The 15689-nt window shown below is 63.6% G+C and carries 15 protein-coding genes and 1 pseudogene; 13 read left to right on the forward strand and 3 right to left on the reverse strand.

The window, feature by feature from the left end:
* Nucleotides 1-281: 281 nt before the first annotated feature.
* The 8 genes from TU79_RS22755 (at nt 282) to TU79_RS22790 (ending at nt 7641) form a co-directional block, all read left to right on the forward strand.
* Nucleotides 282-950, forward strand: coding sequence for a TetR/AcrR family transcriptional regulator (locus tag TU79_RS22755; protein ID WP_057010096.1), 669 nt, complete (start codon nt 282-284; stop codon nt 948-950).
* Nucleotides 951-1089: 139 nt separating this feature from the next.
* Nucleotides 1090-2058 carry a GTP 3',8-cyclase MoaA gene (locus tag TU79_RS22760; RefSeq protein ID WP_057010097.1) on the forward strand — a complete coding sequence of 323 codons (969 nt, stop codon included), beginning with the start codon at nt 1090-1092 and terminating at the stop codon, nt 2056-2058.
* A 138-nt stretch (nt 2059-2196) separates the two neighbouring features.
* Nucleotides 2197-2802 (forward strand): DUF4823 domain-containing protein, encoded by a 606-nt coding sequence (locus TU79_RS22765; protein ID WP_003233456.1) that lies wholly within the window; start codon nt 2197-2199, stop codon nt 2800-2802.
* Between the two features lie 16 nt (nt 2803-2818).
* Entirely contained in the window at nt 2819-3379 is a 561-nt protein-coding gene (locus tag TU79_RS22770) for a DUF1285 domain-containing protein (protein ID WP_057010098.1), read from the forward strand.
* A gap of 70 nt (nt 3380-3449) precedes the next feature.
* Complete coding sequence (locus TU79_RS22775; RefSeq protein ID WP_057010099.1) at nt 3450-4163, forward strand: GntR family transcriptional regulator; 714 nt, start codon at nt 3450-3452, stop codon at nt 4161-4163.
* Complete coding sequence (locus TU79_RS22780; protein ID WP_057010100.1) at nt 4160-5161, forward strand: ADP-ribosylglycohydrolase family protein; 1002 nt, start codon at nt 4160-4162, stop codon at nt 5159-5161. The genes TU79_RS22775 and TU79_RS22780 overlap by 4 nt, the downstream gene beginning before the upstream one ends.
* A 103-nt stretch (nt 5162-5264) precedes the next feature.
* Nucleotides 5265-6731, forward strand: a complete 1467-nt coding sequence (locus TU79_RS22785; RefSeq protein ID WP_057010101.1) for a purine-cytosine permease family protein — start codon at nt 5265-5267, stop codon at nt 6729-6731.
* Nucleotides 6724-7641, forward strand: a complete 918-nt coding sequence (locus TU79_RS22790; protein WP_057010102.1) for a PfkB family carbohydrate kinase — start codon at nt 6724-6726, stop codon at nt 7639-7641. Before TU79_RS22785 ends, TU79_RS22790 begins: the two co-directional genes overlap by 8 nt.
* Nucleotides 7642-7902: 261 nt before the next feature.
* Here the strand turns inward: TU79_RS22790 and TU79_RS22795 are convergent, their stop codons facing one another.
* From TU79_RS22795 to TU79_RS22805, 3 genes are read right to left on the reverse strand one after another with little or no spacing between them, the layout of a single operon-like run.
* Complete coding sequence (locus TU79_RS22795; protein ID WP_057010103.1) at nt 7903-8283, reverse strand: hypothetical protein; 381 nt, start codon at nt 8281-8283, stop codon at nt 7903-7905.
* A 49-nt stretch (nt 8284-8332) separates the two neighbouring features.
* Entirely contained in the window at nt 8333-8599 is a 267-nt protein-coding gene (locus TU79_RS22800; protein ID WP_057010104.1) for a hypothetical protein, read from the reverse strand.
* A 51-nt stretch (nt 8600-8650) separates the two neighbouring features.
* Nucleotides 8651-8989: a hypothetical protein gene (locus TU79_RS22805; RefSeq protein WP_057010105.1), complete on the reverse strand. Its 339-nt coding sequence runs from the start codon at nt 8987-8989 to the stop codon at nt 8651-8653.
* A 319-nt stretch (nt 8990-9308) separates the two neighbouring features.
* Between TU79_RS22805 and TU79_RS22810 the strand changes: the two genes are divergently transcribed.
* From TU79_RS22810 to TU79_RS22830, 5 genes and pseudogenes are all read left to right on the forward strand, one after another.
* Nucleotides 9309-13346: a Pls/PosA family non-ribosomal peptide synthetase gene (locus TU79_RS22810; RefSeq protein ID WP_057010106.1), complete on the forward strand. Its 4038-nt coding sequence runs from the start codon at nt 9309-9311 to the stop codon at nt 13344-13346.
* Nucleotides 13301-13900, forward strand: coding sequence for a 4'-phosphopantetheinyl transferase family protein (locus TU79_RS22815; protein WP_057010107.1), 600 nt, complete (start codon nt 13301-13303; stop codon nt 13898-13900). Before TU79_RS22810 ends, TU79_RS22815 begins: the two co-directional genes overlap by 46 nt.
* 65 nt (nt 13901-13965) lie before the next feature.
* Entirely contained in the window at nt 13966-14445 is a 480-nt protein-coding gene (locus TU79_RS22820; protein ID WP_003193496.1) for a GNAT family N-acetyltransferase, read from the forward strand.
* 155 nt (nt 14446-14600) lie between these two features.
* Complete coding sequence (locus TU79_RS22825; RefSeq protein WP_057010108.1) at nt 14601-15422, forward strand: SDR family oxidoreductase; 822 nt, start codon at nt 14601-14603, stop codon at nt 15420-15422.
* 32 nt (nt 15423-15454) lie between these two features.
* Nucleotides 15455-15689: pseudogene (locus tag TU79_RS22830) on the forward strand (arabinose ABC transporter substrate-binding protein); the annotation flags it as partial.

Raw genomic sequence — 15689 nt, forward strand, 5'->3', positions numbered from 1 at the left:
TCAGTCCAGTCGCGACTGGTCGTTTTTTAAACAGATTTGGAATACGCGCGCTTCCCTTGAGTTCTCATTGGGCAGGCACCGGTAGGCCCATTGCGTATTGTTTTTGACTGATACAGGGCAAAACGTTGGCGAATTGAAGGTAAAGCGTCGGACGGGTACACATAGGCGTTGCTCAACGACCGTTCAGTCGGGATAATCCCTCGCACCGGGTAAATCGTATCGCCACGTATCCGTGGCCCTGCGCGAGCCTTCCCATTCCGACCTCTGCAGAACTCTTCCTCATGCACAAAGAACCCCGTAAGGTCCGTGAGTTTCGCCGCCGTGAGCAGGAAATTCTCGACACCGCACTCAAGTTGTTTCTCGATCAGGGTGAGGACAGCGTCACCGTCGAGATGATCGCGGATGCCGTGGGTATCGGCAAAGGCACTATCTACAAACACTTCAAGTCCAAGGCCGAGATCTACCTGCGCCTGATGCTCGACTACGAGCGTGACTTGAACGAGCTGCTGCACTCGGCCGATGTCGACAAGGACAAGGAAGCCCTGTCGCGGGCCTACTTCGAGTTCCGCATGCGGGACCCGCAGCGTTACCGCCTGTTCGACCGCCTGGAAGAAAAGGTGGTCAAAGGCCATCAAGTGCCGGAAATGGTCGAGGAACTGCACAAGATCCGCGCCTCCAACTTCGAACGCCTGACGCTGTTGATCAAGGGGCGCATCAGCGAAGGCAAGCTTGAAGACGTGCCGCCGTACTTTCACTACTGCGCGGCCTGGGCCCTGGTACATGGCGCCGTGGCGCTGTACCACTCGCCGTTCTGGAGCAATGTGCTGGAAGACCAGGAAGGCTTTTTCCAATTCCTGATGGACATTGGCGTGCGCATGGGCAACAAGCGCAAGCACAGCGGCGACCTGCCAGGCGCGGAACCGAAAACCGGAGAGACCCCGGCCACGTGAGTCATTCGCCACAGTGATGGCGTGATGATTTACTGCCGGGCGCATTACCCCAGGAATATACTCAGGCATGGACCTTGCTAAAAGCTGAGTTATAAGTCAGTTTTCAGTGCGCCCGAATTATCCGCTGCCGGAGTGATCCATGATCGTTGATCGTCAAGGCAGGCGTTTTCGCAATTTGCGAATCAGCCTGACCTCAGCCTGCAATTACGCGTGTACCTACTGCGTGCCCGATGGCAAGCGGCTGGTGGCTGCCCAGGACGAACTCTCGGCCCAGGCCATGGCCCGTGGCGTGGCGTACCTGATCGAAGCGGCCGGTATCGACCGTCTGCGTATCACCGGCGGCGAACCGCTGGTGAGCCCCAAGCTGGAAGCCTTTATGGGCGCCGTGGGGCAGATGGGGCTCAGTGATATCAGCCTGACCACCAATGGCCAGTTGCTCGCACGCAAACTGCCGCTGCTGGTGGAGGCTGGCATTCGGCGCATCAATGTCTCTCTCGACACGCTGGACGCCGGTGCTTTTCGCAGCATCGCCCGTGGCGGCGACCTGGCCACTGTCCTCGACGGCATGGACCAGGCCCGCGCCGCTGGCATCAAAATCAAGGTCAACATGGTGCCGCTGCGCGGGCAGAACCTCGACCAGGTGATGCCGCTGCTCGACTACTGCCTGGCGCGCGGCTACGAGTTGCGCTTTATCGAATTGATGCGCATGGGCCATCTGGCCAGGGATTCCAACGCGTTCCTGCAGCAGTTCGTCAGCCTGCAGCAACTGCTCAGCCTGATCGGCGAGCATCACGAATACCTGCAGGCCAATGCCCCCGTGGATGCCACGGCGGTACGTTATGAAGTGCCGGGCAAAGGCTTCTTCGGGGTCATCGCCAACGAGAGTGTGCCGTTCTGCCGTACCTGTTCGCGATTACGGCTGTCGTCCACCGGTTGGCTGCACGGTTGCCTGTCGTCGAGTAACCGTCACTACGTCGGCGACCTGCTGGACAAGCCGCGTCATCAGGCACTGCCGGCCCTGCAAGGTCTGCTGATGAAGGCCCTGGGCGACAAACAGGAAGTGGCCTTTTCGGGCGGGGCAACAATCATGAAAATCATCGGCGGCTAACGCTATTCCGTGAGTTCACAGCATCCATGTGGGAGGGGCTTGCTCCCACATTTGATTTGAGTTTCCCAGGAGCTGGCGCAGAATCTGCATCTCGTGCCCATTCGCCGGTTTTCCGTCACCGGCTTCTGGAGAATTGGGATGCGTAGTCTGGTTTTGTTGCTGGCGTCGTTGGCGCTGGGTGGATGCATGACCGTCAGCGATATGGCCGAAGGCACTCGCTATCAGATGAGCGATGCCGGATTGCTCGACCACAGCGACACCCGCCGAACGGCCTCCGTGCGCATACAGCCGGATTCCTTTGTCTTTATCGCCCAGGGCAGCTTTGTGCCGCCGGGCAGCGCCTACCCGCGACCGAACGTGGTGGCCGAAGAAGCCTTCAACGGTTTCGTCGAGTATTTCCCCATGGTGCGCCGCGCCCGTAAACCCGAAGGCCTCGAACAGGCAATGTCCGAGGCCCGTGCGGCCGGTGCTCATTACCTGTTGTACTGCCGTTTTGCCGCCGCCGATGACCGTATCGGCAATGCCGACGAATGGTCGGATCAGGAGGCGCTTGACCGGGTAGGGCTGGACAGCGGCGTGATCCAGATCATGCTGATCGAGACCAGCACCCAGTATTTGATCGATACTGCACGTATTCGCAGTCGTGGCGGTTTACTGACGTTCCACGACAACAGGCCACAGGACCTGATTGCCCGCCCGCTCGCGCAGTACGCGCGCAGTTTGCTGGGCATGAGCAATCAGTAACAGCAAGGAGACCCCCATGACCGATTCCGCCAAGGCCAACGATCTGTTGGCGCAACTGCCCAAGGGCAAAGGGCCGGCGCCGGTGCATCTGTGGAACCCGGACTTCTGCGGCAACATCGACATGCGCATTGCCCGCGACGGCACCTGGTTCTATCAAGGCACGCCGATCGGGCGCAAGCCGATGGTCAAGCTGTTCTCCAACATCATCCGCCGCGATGGCGATGACTATTTTCTGGTTACACCCGTGGAAAAAGTCGGCATCAGCGTGGATGACGCGCCGTTTGTGGCCATTACCCTCGAGGTGCAAGGGCAGGGCGAAAGCCAGGTACTGCGCTTTACCACCCACGTCGACGACGTTGTCGAGGCCGGCCAGGAACATCCGCTGCGGGTGATCACCGACCCCGTCACCCAGGAGCCTTCGCCTTACCTGCGCGTGCGCACTAACCTCGAAGCCCTGGTTCATCGCAATGTGTTCTACCAATTGGTGGAGCTGGCGGTTAGCCGTCCGATCAACGGCAGCAACTGGCTTGGGGTGTGGAGCGGCGGGATGTTCTTTCCCATCGGCCTGGAGCCTTGAACGCGCGATTTTCATCTCCCTGAAATAATTCGCTTGCTGCAAACCGGCGCTTTCGGTTATCAATTTGTACATGATTAGACATGTTCGATTTGATAAGAAAAAACGCGTCGTCGATGAACTCATCCGCCGTATCGAAGCCGGGGTGATGGTCGACGGTTTCCTGCTGCCGGGCGAGCACCAGTTGGCGGAAGAGTTTGCGGTCAGCCGCGGCACCCTGCGTGAGGCGCTGGCCGAGCTCAAGCGCCGCAATTACATCGCGACCCAAAGCGGCGTTGGCTCCATCGTCACGTTTGACGGCATGGTGCTGGACCAGAACAGCGGATGGGCCCAGGCCCTGGCGGACACTGGCGCACGGGTCAACACCGACATCCTGCGCCTCGAAGCCGTGACCCGCAGCGACTTGCTCAGCCGCTTCGGCAGTGACCAGTTCATCGCCCTCGACCGGCGACGGCGCACCACCGAAGGCACCGCCGTGTCCCTGGAGCGCTCACTGATGCCCGCGTCCGGTGGCCTGGAAAGCCTGCCCCGCGTCGGTCTGATCGACAACTCCCTGACCATCACCCTGGCCGCCTACGGTTTCATTGGCGCCACCGGAGACCAGTGGATCGGTGCGGAGCCCCTGAACGAGGAGGACGCCCGTTTGCTGGGCCGCCCCACGGGCACGGTGTTTCTCAAGGCTTCGCGCACCACGTACGATCGGCGCAAGCGTTTCATGGAGTACGTCGAAAGCCTGCTCGACCCCGTGCACTTTCGCCTGCACCTGCAGTTTGGAGCTTCAAAATGACCCCTGAAAATCGCGCACTTGCCGCGTTCCATGGCCTCGCCCTGGGCGATGCGCTCGGCATGCCCACCCAGTCCCTGAGCCGCGAACAGGTGCAGCAACGCTTCGGCGCCATCACCGCCCTTGAAGCGGCCGGGCCCGACCAGCCCATCGCACCGAACATGCCGGCCGGCTCCATCACCGATGACACCGAGCAGGCGATCCTGGTGGGCCAATTGCTGGTGGAGGGCCGGGGCAACATCGAGCCCACCGTGCTCGCCCAGCGCCTGATCGAGTGGGAAGCGGCGATGCGCGCCAAGGGCTCCCAGGACCTGCTGGGGCCGTCCACCAAACGCGCCATCGACATGATCCTGGCCGGCCACACGCCGGAAGAGTCAGGGCGTTACGGCACCACCAACGGCGCGGCCATGCGCATCACGCCAGTGGGGATTGCCGCCGATATCAAAGACCCGGCACGGTTCATCCAGGCGGTGATCCAGGCATGCCAGGTCACCCACAACACCACTTTGGGGATTTCCAGCGCGGCGGCGGTGGCGGCGGTGGTGTCGGCCGGCATCAATGGCGCGGACCTGGGCGAGGCGCTGAACATCGGCGTGCAGGTCGCGCAAAAGGCCGAAAGCCACGGCCACTGGATTGCCGGCGGACGTATCTCCACGCGCATCAGTTGGGCGCGCACCTTGAGCGTCGGCAGCGGCGACAAAGCGCTGTTCGCCGACCTGCTCTACGAATTGATCGGCACCTCGGTCGCCTCTCAGGAGTCGGTGGTGGTGTCGTTCGCCCTGGCCCAGCAAGTGGCGGTCGGCGCAATGAACGCGTTTGAAGCCGTGTGCCTGGCCGCGAGCCTGGGCGGCGACACCGATACCATCGCCGCGATGCTCGGCGCCATGCTCGGCGCGTGCCTGGGCATGCAGTGCTGGCCGCAGGCGGTGATTGAACAGGTCACGCGCGTGAATGGCCTGGACTTGCAGCCGTTGGTCCAGGGGCTGCTCGCATTGCGGTAACGCCACAGATCAAAAAAATCGCATTGAGTCAGCACGGCTGGCTACAGCTTCAACTTGAAGATTTGCCACAACCACAACAATACAGGCACCAGGAGCCCCCCTCATGAGCACCCCTTCTTCCGGCCAAAGTGCCGGGCAATTGGAAACGCGCGGCATCGAACCGGTCCCGGAAGGTGAGTGCAACGGTCATCCGCTGCAGTTGTTCTGGGTGTGGTTCGCTGCCAACATCAGCATCCTTGGCCTGCCACTCGGCGCCACGCTGGTGGCGTTTCGTGGCCTGGCCATCTGGCAGGCGATCATCGTCGCAATCCTCGGCGCCGCCGGCTCCTTTGCGGTGGTGGGGATCATTTCCATCGCCGGCCGTCGTGGCCGTGCGCCCAGCCTGACCCTGTCCCGCGCGATTTTCGGCGTGCGCGGCAATATCGGCCCGACGCTGGTGTCGCTGATGTCGCGCCTGGGTTGGGAAACCGTCAACACCACCACGGCCGCCTTCGTGCTGCTGTCGTTGTGTTCGATCCTGTTCGGCTCGCCGGTCGAGGCCAAGAGTGCACCCGTGCTCACGCTGATCTTCATTGGCCTCTTCGTGCTGCTGACCCTGGCGGTCTCCGGCCTCGGCCATGCCACCCTGCTGGTGATCCAGAAGTGGGCCACCTATGTGTTCGGCGCCCTGAACCTCCTGGTGGGCGGCTTCCTCTGTGCCACCATCGACTGGAGCGCGGTGTTCAACGCCACCCCAGCGCCCCTGAGCGCGATGATCATCGGCGTCGGCACCATGGCAGCCGGCACCGGCATCGGCTGGGCCAACGCCGGTGCCGACATGTCGCGCTACCAGCACCGCAGCGTCAAGGCCGTGCGCCTGGTGGCGTCCGCCGCCTTCGGTGCAGGCATCCCGCTGGTGCTGCTGATCACCCTCGGTGGCCTGCTGTCGGTGGGCAACAACGACCTGGCCTCGGCCACCGACCCGATCATCGCGATCCGCGACATGCTGCCCACCTGGATGGCCGTGCCGTACCTGATCACCGCGTTCGGCGGGCTGCTGCTGTCGAACAACCTGTCGGTGTACTCGGCCGGTCTCACCACCTTGACCCTCGGCCTGAAGGTCAAGCGCGTGCATGCGGTGATCGTCGATATCGTGGCGATCTTCGCCGGCTCCATTTACTTCATGCTGATCGCCGACAGCTTTTACGGCCCCTTCATCACCTTCATCTCGCTGCTGGCAGTGCCGATCACCGCGTGGGTCGGGATCTTTGTGGTCGACCTCATCCATCGTCATTACTACAGCCCCAAGGACCTGCTGGATGTGAGCCCGAGCAGCGCCTACTGGTATCGCGGCGGCGTGGAATGGCGTGCCTTCGGCGCCTGGGCCGTGGCCATCGTGCTGGGCTTCAGCTTCACCACCATTGGCACCACCGCCGAAAACATCTGGTTCGCCGGGCCGTTGTCCGACTCCTGGCTGGGCCACAACGGCCTCGGCTGGGTCGTGACCTTCCTGGTGGCCGGCGGGATCTATGCGGTATTGGGCGGGGCGACTGACCGGCGTCCGGCGCAGGTCGAGCATGCCCATGTCTAGATTGCTGCACACCGGCCAGGTCATCGTCGACCTGGTCATGGCCCTCGATACCCTGCCTGCCAGCGGCGGTGACGTGCTGGCGCAAACGGCCAGTTTCGAAACCGGCGGCGGCTTCAACGTCATGGCGGCTGCACGGCGCAATGGTTTGCCGGTGGTGTACCTGGGCCGTCACGGCAATGGCCGCTTTGGCGATCTGGCCCGCGCGGCGATGCAGGCCGAGGGCATCGAGATGGCCCTGCCGGCCAGCAGTGGCAAGGACACCGGCTTGTGCGTGGCGCTGACCGAGGCCAGCACTGAGCGCACGTTCATTTCCCACATGGGCGCCGAAGGGGAATTGAGTGCCGAAGACCTGGCCGGCGTGGTGCCCGCTGCCGATGACTACGTGTATGTCAGTGGCTACAGCCTGCTGCTTGACGGTAAGGCGCAGCCGTTGATCGACTGGCTGCTGGGGTTGTCACGGCAGATCGTGGTGATATTCGACCCGGGCCCGCTGGTCAAGGCGCCGGAGTCGGCGCTGATGCGCACACTGCTGCCGCGTATCGATATCTGGACCAGCAACGGTCCGGAAGTCCTCGCATTCACCGGCGCGGCGGATATCGCCACGGCGTTGCCATTGCTCAAGCGGCACCTGAGCGCCGACACGTTATTGGTGGTGCGAGATGGCCCGAACGGTTGCTGGGTCGGACGAGGTTCAGCGATTGAACACGTGCCGGGCTTCAAGGTGCGGGCGGTAGACAGCAATGGCGCGGGGGATGCGCATGCGGGGGTGTTCATCGCCGGCCTGGCCAGAGGCCTGCAGCCCGCAGAGGCCGCACGCCAGGCAAACGCCGCCGCCGCGCTGGCCGTCACACGCCGGGGCCCGGCCACATCACCCGGCACTGCCGAACTCAACACATTTCTTTCCAGCTAAGCAAAGACCGACACAGGAGGGGCTTGTTGATTTTAAAGCTTTAAATCTTACGGAATCACATCTCTGTCTCTGTCTCTGTGGCGAGCGGGCTTGCCCCGCGTTAGCGCCCCCAATCAAGAGAAACACGGTCCATCTGACACTGCGCAGAGCCTGATTTTGGGGCTGCTGCGCACCCCAACGCGGGGCAAGCCCGCTCGCCACAACAAGCCCGCGAAGCCTGCGCGACAGCGCCAAGTCGACACTGGCGCAGCCTCCACATGTTCAACCCGCTTTGCGCAACGCTTCGATCAACTGATCCTTGCGCATGGTGGAGCGGCCAGGAATGTCCTTGGCGCGCGCTTCCTTCATCAGGCTTTCCTTGGTCTGCGTTCCCAACGACGTCCGACTGCCGCGCGCCAGCCCTTCACGACTGGCCGTCGCGCGCCTGGCCGACTCCTTCCGGTCCTGGGTCTTTTTGGCCGGCGCCTTGCGCTGGCCTGAACCGCCAGCCTTTTCGCCGCCGCCGGACTGCTTGTTCACGGTAGCCCAGGCACGGGCCTCGGCTTCATCCTTGGGCAGGCCCTTTTGCTCATAGCTGTCTTCGATATGAGCGGCCTTGCGCTTCTGTTCGCTGGTGTATTTGGCTTTGCTTCCACGAGGCATCGTCAAAACTCCTTCCAGCCCCGCGAACGGGGCCGGACCTGCATTGGATTTACTGAGTGCTTTCACCATCAAGCTTGCGTGCCTCATCCACACCCGAGGCGGTCAGCTTGATCGGCAGGTTCAGCGAGTATTCACCGGCGTCGTCGGTGGTCACATGTCCATCCTTGATGAACCCACGGTCCTGGAGAAACGCCAGCACGCTGGCAACCTCCTTTTCGCCGCGGTAGTTGTCCAGCACCTCCTTGCCCAGACCTTGCGGGTGAGCGTGCAACAGGCGGGTGAGGACTTCTTTCTCAAGGTTTCTATCGACGTTCATGCGTACCTCTTCACTGGGAAATTATCGGCTGTTCGTCCTGCTCTCGATGTATCAAGGCGCGGGTTGTTTTGGCGCGCCTGGCACGTTCGAGTCGTTACCGGTATTGATTTTCGGCTCGTTGACCGATGGGCCCATCTTGCCATTGCCGACAGCAGCCGGCGCCTTGCGGTCGGTGTCATGGCCCTTGGTGTGCGGGTCGGCGGCGTTGGTGTTGTCGATGACTGCGCCACCGTTGGTGTCCAGGCCCGTGCCCATGGATTTTTGCGACTCGGTAGTGGCATCCGGCGCCGGGTTCGTCGGGCCGGTGGTGGAGCTGGCCGCAACGGCGCTCAGCGAGGCAGCGGACAGCAGGCCGGTGAGGGCGAGGGCAGCAAACTTGGAAGTCTTCATGAGGGTGTCTCCATATGATTAATGTCCTTACCCCTTATTGGTCAGCCCCTCTTTGCGGTTCGTGCCTGAATGCCGACGAACGGTCTTGTGGCACCTGTAAGATTTTGTGTACCGCATGTGCAGTCGTTCAAGCGCCGTACAGCTGGCCTTTGCGATAGTCCCCTGACGTTGTCCAGGTCTTCGCGTATCCGTCGCCTTCCAGACGGAGCCCAAGGGCCTCATTCACCCGGATGTGTATCGAGGGTGACACGAAGCGGACACGCAACATTACGTATCGGCGCCTTAGCCGGATGGCCCCCACACAGCGAACACTGCCGCCATGACTACCGTGAGCTTGCTGAAAGACCCCGTGAACACGCGCCCGAGCGAGGTGTTGTACGGTCCCCTCCAGCCTGAACTGTTGCGTGACGAGGTACTCGCCGACCTGCTCGAGGCCACCGCCAGGCGTGATCCTCAGCAGGTGGCGCTGATCGACGGCGAGCGCCAGCTCAGCTACGGCGAGCTGGACCGGCAGGCCGCCTGCGTGGCCTCGCGGCTGATCGAGGCGGGGGTGCGGCCGGGGCAGATCGTCGGCCTGTGGATGCCGCGCGGCATGCAGCTATTGGTGATGCAGGCCGGCATCGCCAAGGCCGGCGCGGCCTGGCTGCCGATGGACGAGGACACGCCGCTCGAACGCCTGCAAGTGTGCATGGAAGACGCCCAGGCGGTCGGCGTTGTTTGCGCACACGGCAGCGCGCCGGCGCTGGCTGAGGTGGGGCTTGTCGCCTGGTGCGCAAATGATCTGCTCGCGCCGCTGCAAGGTGCGTTGCAACGCCGCAGCGGTGCCCGGCCCGAAGACCCGGCCTACGTCATCTATACCTCGGGTTCCACCGGCAAACCCAAAGGCATCCTGATTTCCCAGGGCAGCATCTGCCACTTCCTGCGCAGCGAGAATGCGATCCTCGGCATCCAGGCCAGCGACCGCGTCTACCAGGGTTTTTCCGTGGCCTTCGACATGTCGTTCGAGGAGATCTGGATCGCCTATCTGGTGGGCGCCACCCTGTGGCTCGGCCCCAAGGACATCACTGGCGACCCCGAAGCCTTGCCGCGCATGCTCACTTGCCAGCGCATCAGCGTGCTGCACGCGGTGCCCACCTTGCTGGCGCTGTTCAGCGAAGACGTGCCGAGCCTGCGCCTGATCAACCTCGGCGGCGAAATGTGCCCCGAATCGCTGGTGGAGCGCTGGAGTCGACCCGGTCGGCAGATCTTCAACACCTACGGCCCCACCGAAGCCACCGTTTCCGCCAGCCTGGCGCGGTTGCAGCCTGGCGCTGCGGTGACCATCGGCACGCCGCTGCCCAACTATGGCTTACTGGTGATCGAAGCCGACCTGGCCCCTGGTGCCACGCCGACGCTGCTGGCGCGCGGGCAGACCGGCGAGCTGTGCATCATAGGTCCGGGCCTGGCGGCAGGCTACCTGGGTCGCCCGGACCTGACCCGCGAAAAGTTCATCGACAACCCCTGGGCCAGCGGCTACCACGACGAACGTCTGTACCGTACCGGCGACCTCGCGCGCATCGACGCCGACGGGCAGGTGGTGTGCCTGGGGCGCGCCGATGATCAGGTGAAAATCCGGGGATTTCGCGTCGAGCTGGGCGAAATCGAAGCCTTGCTCGCCCAGCAGCCTGGCGTGGGCACGGTTGCGGTGCTGTTGCGCAACGACGCCGGCATGGACCAGTTGATCGCCTACCTGGTGGCGGAGGGCGGCATGCCGGGCGAAGGCCTGTCGGCGCAGTTGCGCAAGGCCTTGCAGGCGCGCCTGCCGGCCTACATGGTGCCCAGCCGCTTTGAGCTGCTCGACAGCATGCCGCGGCTGACTTCCGGCAAGATCGACCGCAAAACCCTCAAGGCACGGCCGCTTGGCGTCGACACCAGCGGCGCGAGCCTGGAGTCGGACAGCCCGGAAAACCCCGGCGAAACCGTGCTGTTCGCCGCCCTGCACGCACTCTTCCCCGGCCAGCCGATTCGTCGCGAGGCCGACTTTTTCAGCGACCTGGGCGGCCACTCGTTTTTCGCCGCGCGACTGGCCTCGGCGTTGCGCGCCGACCCACGCTTCGCCCACATCACCGTGCGCGATATCTATCAGCAGCGCCGCGTCGGCGCGATTGCGCAGGGGCTGCAAGCCATGCCGCAACCGGCTGCGCAACAAGCTGCCTGGACCCCACCGTCGGCGCTGGCACGCTGGCGCTGCGGGTTGGCCCAGGCCGCACTGCTGCCGGCGATGGTGTGCTTGCGCATGAGTCAGTGGCTGGCGCCGTTTTTCACGTATCACTACCTCACCGGCAGCCCGGGCGATTCGGTGGCCGTGGCCACGGCAGCGTCCATCGGTGTGTTCCTGCTCGCGACGCTGGTGCAGTTCGTGCTGGCCATCGCCGGCAAATGGCTGATCGCCGGGCGCCTGAAACCTGGCGTCTACCCGTTGTGGGGCCTGACCTATTTTCGCTGGTGGGCCGCGTCGCGCATGATCGAGTCGGCGCCGGTCTACCTGCTCAGCGGTTCTTCGCTGTACAGCCTGTGGCTGCGGGCGCTCGGCGCCAGGGTTGGGCGTGAGGTCAATATCGGCTCCCTCGGCGTGCGCGTTCCCGACCTGTTGCACATCGGCGATGAGGTCAGCATCGGCAACGGCGTGAGCCTGGAAAACGCCCGCGTCGAGCGCGGCCAACTGCACCTTGGGCAGGTCACGCTGGACGAGAACGCTTGCCTGGGCTCCTACACCATTCTGGAAGGCAACACGGCGCTCGGCCGCAGCGCCCATCTGCAAGGGCAGTCGGCGCTGGCCGATGGTGCCAGCGTGCCGGCCGAGCGCATCTGGAGCGGGTCGCCTGCCGTCGATATCGGCGCGTTCGACCCGGCCAGCCTGCCGCCGCGGCCGGTGGTCGGGCGTGGCCAACTGCTGCTGGAAAACCTGTTCTACGGGGCCGGCATCCTGCTGATCGCCACGCTGTTTTTCCTGCCGGTATTCCCGACGTTTTTCCTTATCGACTGGTTCGATGAGCAGCAGATCCTGCCCTGGCTGCAGGCGCAGAACGTGGGCGTGCAACTGCTGCGTTACTTTGCCCTGGCCCTGCCGGCCGCCACTGTGCTGATCGTGGCGATGGTGCTGATTTCGGCGGCGCTGCGCTGGGCCGTGCTGCCGCGCCTCAAGCCGGGCAACTACCCGGTGCACAGCCGGGTATATTGCAGCAAATGGCTGGTGAGCCACATTCAGGAGGCCAGCCTCAACGTGTTGTCCGGTTTGTATGCGACGGTCTACGCGCCGCTGTGGTATCGCCTGCTGGGCGCGAAGGTGGGCCGCGATGCGGAAATCTCCACCGCCCAGGGCGTGATCCCCGACATGCTGACCCTGGGCGATGAAACCTTTATCGCCGACGCCGTGATGCTCGGTGATGAACAGGTCGACGGCGGCTGGATGCGCATTCAGCCGACCGTGGTGTCGCACCGCAGCTTCGTCGGCAACGGCAGCTACATTCCCGACGGCACGACGTTGCCCGAGAACGTGCTGATCGGTGTGCATTCCCGCGCGCCGCTCAACGCCGAAATCGCCAGCGGCGACACCTGGCTCGGCTCGCCGCCGATCAACCTGCCGGCGCGCGAACAGGTCAGTGGCTACCCGGACCACCTGACGTTCCGCCCCTCGCCGTGGCGTCGTCTGGCCCGTGGCAGCATCGAGGGCCTGCGCATCGTGTTGCCCCACGCCACGGTGATCGCCGTGGGCTACACGGTCATGATCGACCTGATGCCGGTGGCGCAGGACGAGCGCTGGGGCGCGGTGTTCGGTTACCTGGCGCTGATCGGCCTGGCCTACAGCCTGGGCAACTACCTGTTGGTGGCGGCGTTGAAATGGCTGGTGCTGGGCCGCTATCGCAAGCGCTGTGAGGCGATGTGGACGCCTTTTGTGTGGCTGTCCGAAGGCATCACCAGCCTTTACGAAGGCATGGCCGCGCCCAATTTCATGAGCTACCTGCGCGGCACGCCGTGGCTGCCACTGGCGTTTCGCGGCCTGGGTTGCAGGATTGGCCGTGGCGTGTACATGGACACCACCGACATCACCGAATTTGACTGCGTGAGCATCGGCGACCACAGCGAGTTGAACGCCGGCGCCTGCCCGCAGACGCACCTGTTCGAAGACCGCGTGATGAAAATCGACCGCGTGCTGATCGGTGCACGGGTCTACATGGGGCCGCGCAGTGCGGTGCTCTACAGCGCCGAGGTCGGCGACGGCGCACGGCTGGGGCCGCTGACCCTGGTGATGAAGGGCGAGAGCATCCCGGCGTGCAGCAGTTGGGTGGGCTGCCCGGCGGCACCGGCCCGCGCCTGATGCCAGTGCCCGTGTGCATGTGGCCGGAGACGGTGCCGCGTTGGCAGGCCGGCATTCTGCTGCTTGGCTTGCGGCACACGCCCGGCACCACGCGCGATGCGGCGCGCACGCGCGTGCGTGAGGTGCTGCTGCAACTGCTGGAGGTGCCGGGCTGCAGCATCGAAGCGTCCGCCGGGGCCGGGCAGGCACCGCAGATTCTGGTGCCGGGGCATGCGCGTGCCGGGCTGTCGATCAGTCACGACGGTGATTTTTCGGTAGCGGCGGTGCATCTGCATGGCCCGGTGGGTGTGGATGTAATGGCCGTGCAGGAGACTGCGGACTGGCGCGGCGTCGCCAGCGATTACCTGGGCCCGCAGGTGCTGGCGCGCTTGTGCGCGGCGAACCAGGCGCAGCGGGCGCGTCTGTTTGCCCGCGCCTGGTGCGAGCGCGAGGCGCGGCTCAAATGTGCGGGGCTGGGCTTGAGCGAATGGTCGCCACAGTCGCAGCCGCCGGCCCGCACCCTGGAGCTGGCGTTGCCGGCGGGGCTGGTCGGCGCATTGGCGCTGCCGGTATGAATTGCGCTGCATTCGGTCATGAAACGGCCTTAGTATGTGTGCTTTGAAACTGCCAAGGCTCACCCATGACCATCGAGATTCGCCCCGCCGTGCCCAGCGATGCTGCGCAGATCCTGACTTTCATCACTGAGCTTGCCGAATATGAAAAGGCCCGGCATGAAGTGATCGCCAGTGTGGTGGATATCGAACGCAGCCTGTTCAGCGAGGGCGCCACCGCCCATGGCCTGATCTGCCTGCGCGACGGTTTGCCGATTGGGTTCGCGGTGTTCTTTTTCAGTTACTCCACATGGCTGGGCAGCAACTGCCTGTACCTCGAAGACCTGTACATCAACCCGGAACAGCGCGGCGGCGGCGCGGGCAAGAAGTTGCTGCGCCACCTGGCCAAAATCGCCTGCGACAATGGCTGCGGGCGCTTCGAATGGAGCGTGCTGGACTGGAACGAGCCGGCGATTGCCTTCTACAAGTCCATCGGCGCCCAGCCCCAGGAAGAGTGGGTGCGCTACCGCATGGAAGGCGACGCGCTGCGCGACTTTGCCCTTGGCTGACGTACATCTCTTAAAACACTGAAGCCCCCTCCCACAGTGCTTTGTGCTTTTTTCTCACTATGTGGGATGTAAATTTATATATTGAGATATTTCAGGCTCCGGGTTTATAGTCGCCTGCATCAGCACTCACTGCCAAAAATAAAACAGGTGAAGCGATGCAGGCACAACCGTTGTCACTCCCCGCCGTGCCCGAGCCGGTTTACGGCGAGCGGCTGAAGAACAAGGTGGTGATCATCACCGGCGCCGCCCAGGGTATTGGCGAGGCCATCGTGGCCTGTTTCCAGGCCCAGCAGGCGCGTCTGGTGATCGCCGATATCCAGGCCGACAAGGTCGAGAAGGTCGCAGCCCACTGGCGCGAACGCGGCGCCGATATTTACGCGCAAGCGGTCGACATCACCTGCAAAGCCCAATGGCAGGCGCTGGTCGACACGGCCATCGAGCGCTTCGGTCGCGTCGATGTGCTGGTCAACTGCGCCGGGGTCAACGTGTTCCGTGACCCGCTGGAGATGACCGACGACGACTGGCGCCGCTGCTTCGCCATCGACCTGGACGGCGCCTGGTATGGCTGCCGCAGTGTGTTGCCGCACATGATCGCGCAGGGCATCGGCAACATCATCAACATTGCCTCCACCCATTCCAGCCACATCATCCCTGGCTGCTTCCCGTACCCCGTTGCCAAACACGGCCTGCTCGGCCTTACCCGCGCCCTGGGCGTCGAGTACGCGGCCAAGGGCATCCGCGTGAATGCGATTGCGCCGGGCTACATTGAAACCCAGCTCAACGTCGATTACTGGAACGCCTTTCCCGACCCCCATGCCGAGCGCCAGCGCGCGTTCGACCTGCACCCGCCCAAGCGCATCGGCCAGCCCATTGAGGTGGCGATGACCGCGCTGTTCCTGGCGACCGACGAGGCGCCCTTTATCAATGCCACCTGCCTGATGATCGATGGCGGGCGGTCTGTGATGTACCACGACTGAAACGTTGCTCAATAACAAGAATGAGGTGGTTCATGCTGGTCAAAAACAGACTTAAGAAAACCCTGGGCGCCGTGGCGTTTGCATTGGCCTTCAGCGGGGCGGTTTCTGCTGAAGAAGTCAAAATCGGCTTCCTGGTCAAACAGGCCGAAGAACCCTGGTTCCAGACCGAATGGGCCTTCGCCGAAAAAGCCGGCAAGGAACACGGTTTCACCGTGATCAAGATCGCCGTGCCCGATGGCGAGAAAACCCTTTCGGCCATCGACAGCC

This window comes from Pseudomonas trivialis (assembly GCF_001439805.1).
GTDB lineage: Bacteria > Pseudomonadota > Gammaproteobacteria > Pseudomonadales > Pseudomonadaceae > Aquipseudomonas > Aquipseudomonas trivialis.

Coding starts and splice junctions, on each gene's coding strand:
- TU79_RS22755 (WP_057010096.1), top strand. CDS start 282: ATGCACAAAGAACCCCGTAAGGTCCGTGAGTTTCGCCGCCGTGAGCAG.
- TU79_RS22760 (WP_057010097.1), top strand. CDS start 1,090: ATGATCGTTGATCGTCAAGGCAGGCGTTTTCGCAATTTGCGAATCAGC.
- TU79_RS22765 (WP_003233456.1), top strand. CDS start 2,197: ATGCGTAGTCTGGTTTTGTTGCTGGCGTCGTTGGCGCTGGGTGGATGC.
- TU79_RS22770 (WP_057010098.1), top strand. CDS start 2,819: ATGACCGATTCCGCCAAGGCCAACGATCTGTTGGCGCAACTGCCCAAG.
- TU79_RS22775 (WP_057010099.1), top strand. CDS start 3,450: ATGATTAGACATGTTCGATTTGATAAGAAAAAACGCGTCGTCGATGAA.
- TU79_RS22780 (WP_057010100.1), top strand. CDS start 4,160: ATGACCCCTGAAAATCGCGCACTTGCCGCGTTCCATGGCCTCGCCCTG.
- TU79_RS22785 (WP_057010101.1), top strand. CDS start 5,265: ATGAGCACCCCTTCTTCCGGCCAAAGTGCCGGGCAATTGGAAACGCGC.
- TU79_RS22790 (WP_057010102.1), top strand. CDS start 6,724: ATGTCTAGATTGCTGCACACCGGCCAGGTCATCGTCGACCTGGTCATG.
- TU79_RS22795 (WP_057010103.1), bottom strand. CDS start 8,283: ATGCCTCGTGGAAGCAAAGCCAAATACACCAGCGAACAGAAGCGCAAG.
- TU79_RS22800 (WP_057010104.1), bottom strand. CDS start 8,599: ATGAACGTCGATAGAAACCTTGAGAAAGAAGTCCTCACCCGCCTGTTG.
- TU79_RS22805 (WP_057010105.1), bottom strand. CDS start 8,989: ATGAAGACTTCCAAGTTTGCTGCCCTCGCCCTCACCGGCCTGCTGTCC.
- TU79_RS22810 (WP_057010106.1), top strand. CDS start 9,309: ATGACTACCGTGAGCTTGCTGAAAGACCCCGTGAACACGCGCCCGAGC.
- TU79_RS22820 (WP_003193496.1), top strand. CDS start 13,966: ATGACCATCGAGATTCGCCCCGCCGTGCCCAGCGATGCTGCGCAGATC.
- TU79_RS22825 (WP_057010108.1), top strand. CDS start 14,601: ATGCAGGCACAACCGTTGTCACTCCCCGCCGTGCCCGAGCCGGTTTAC.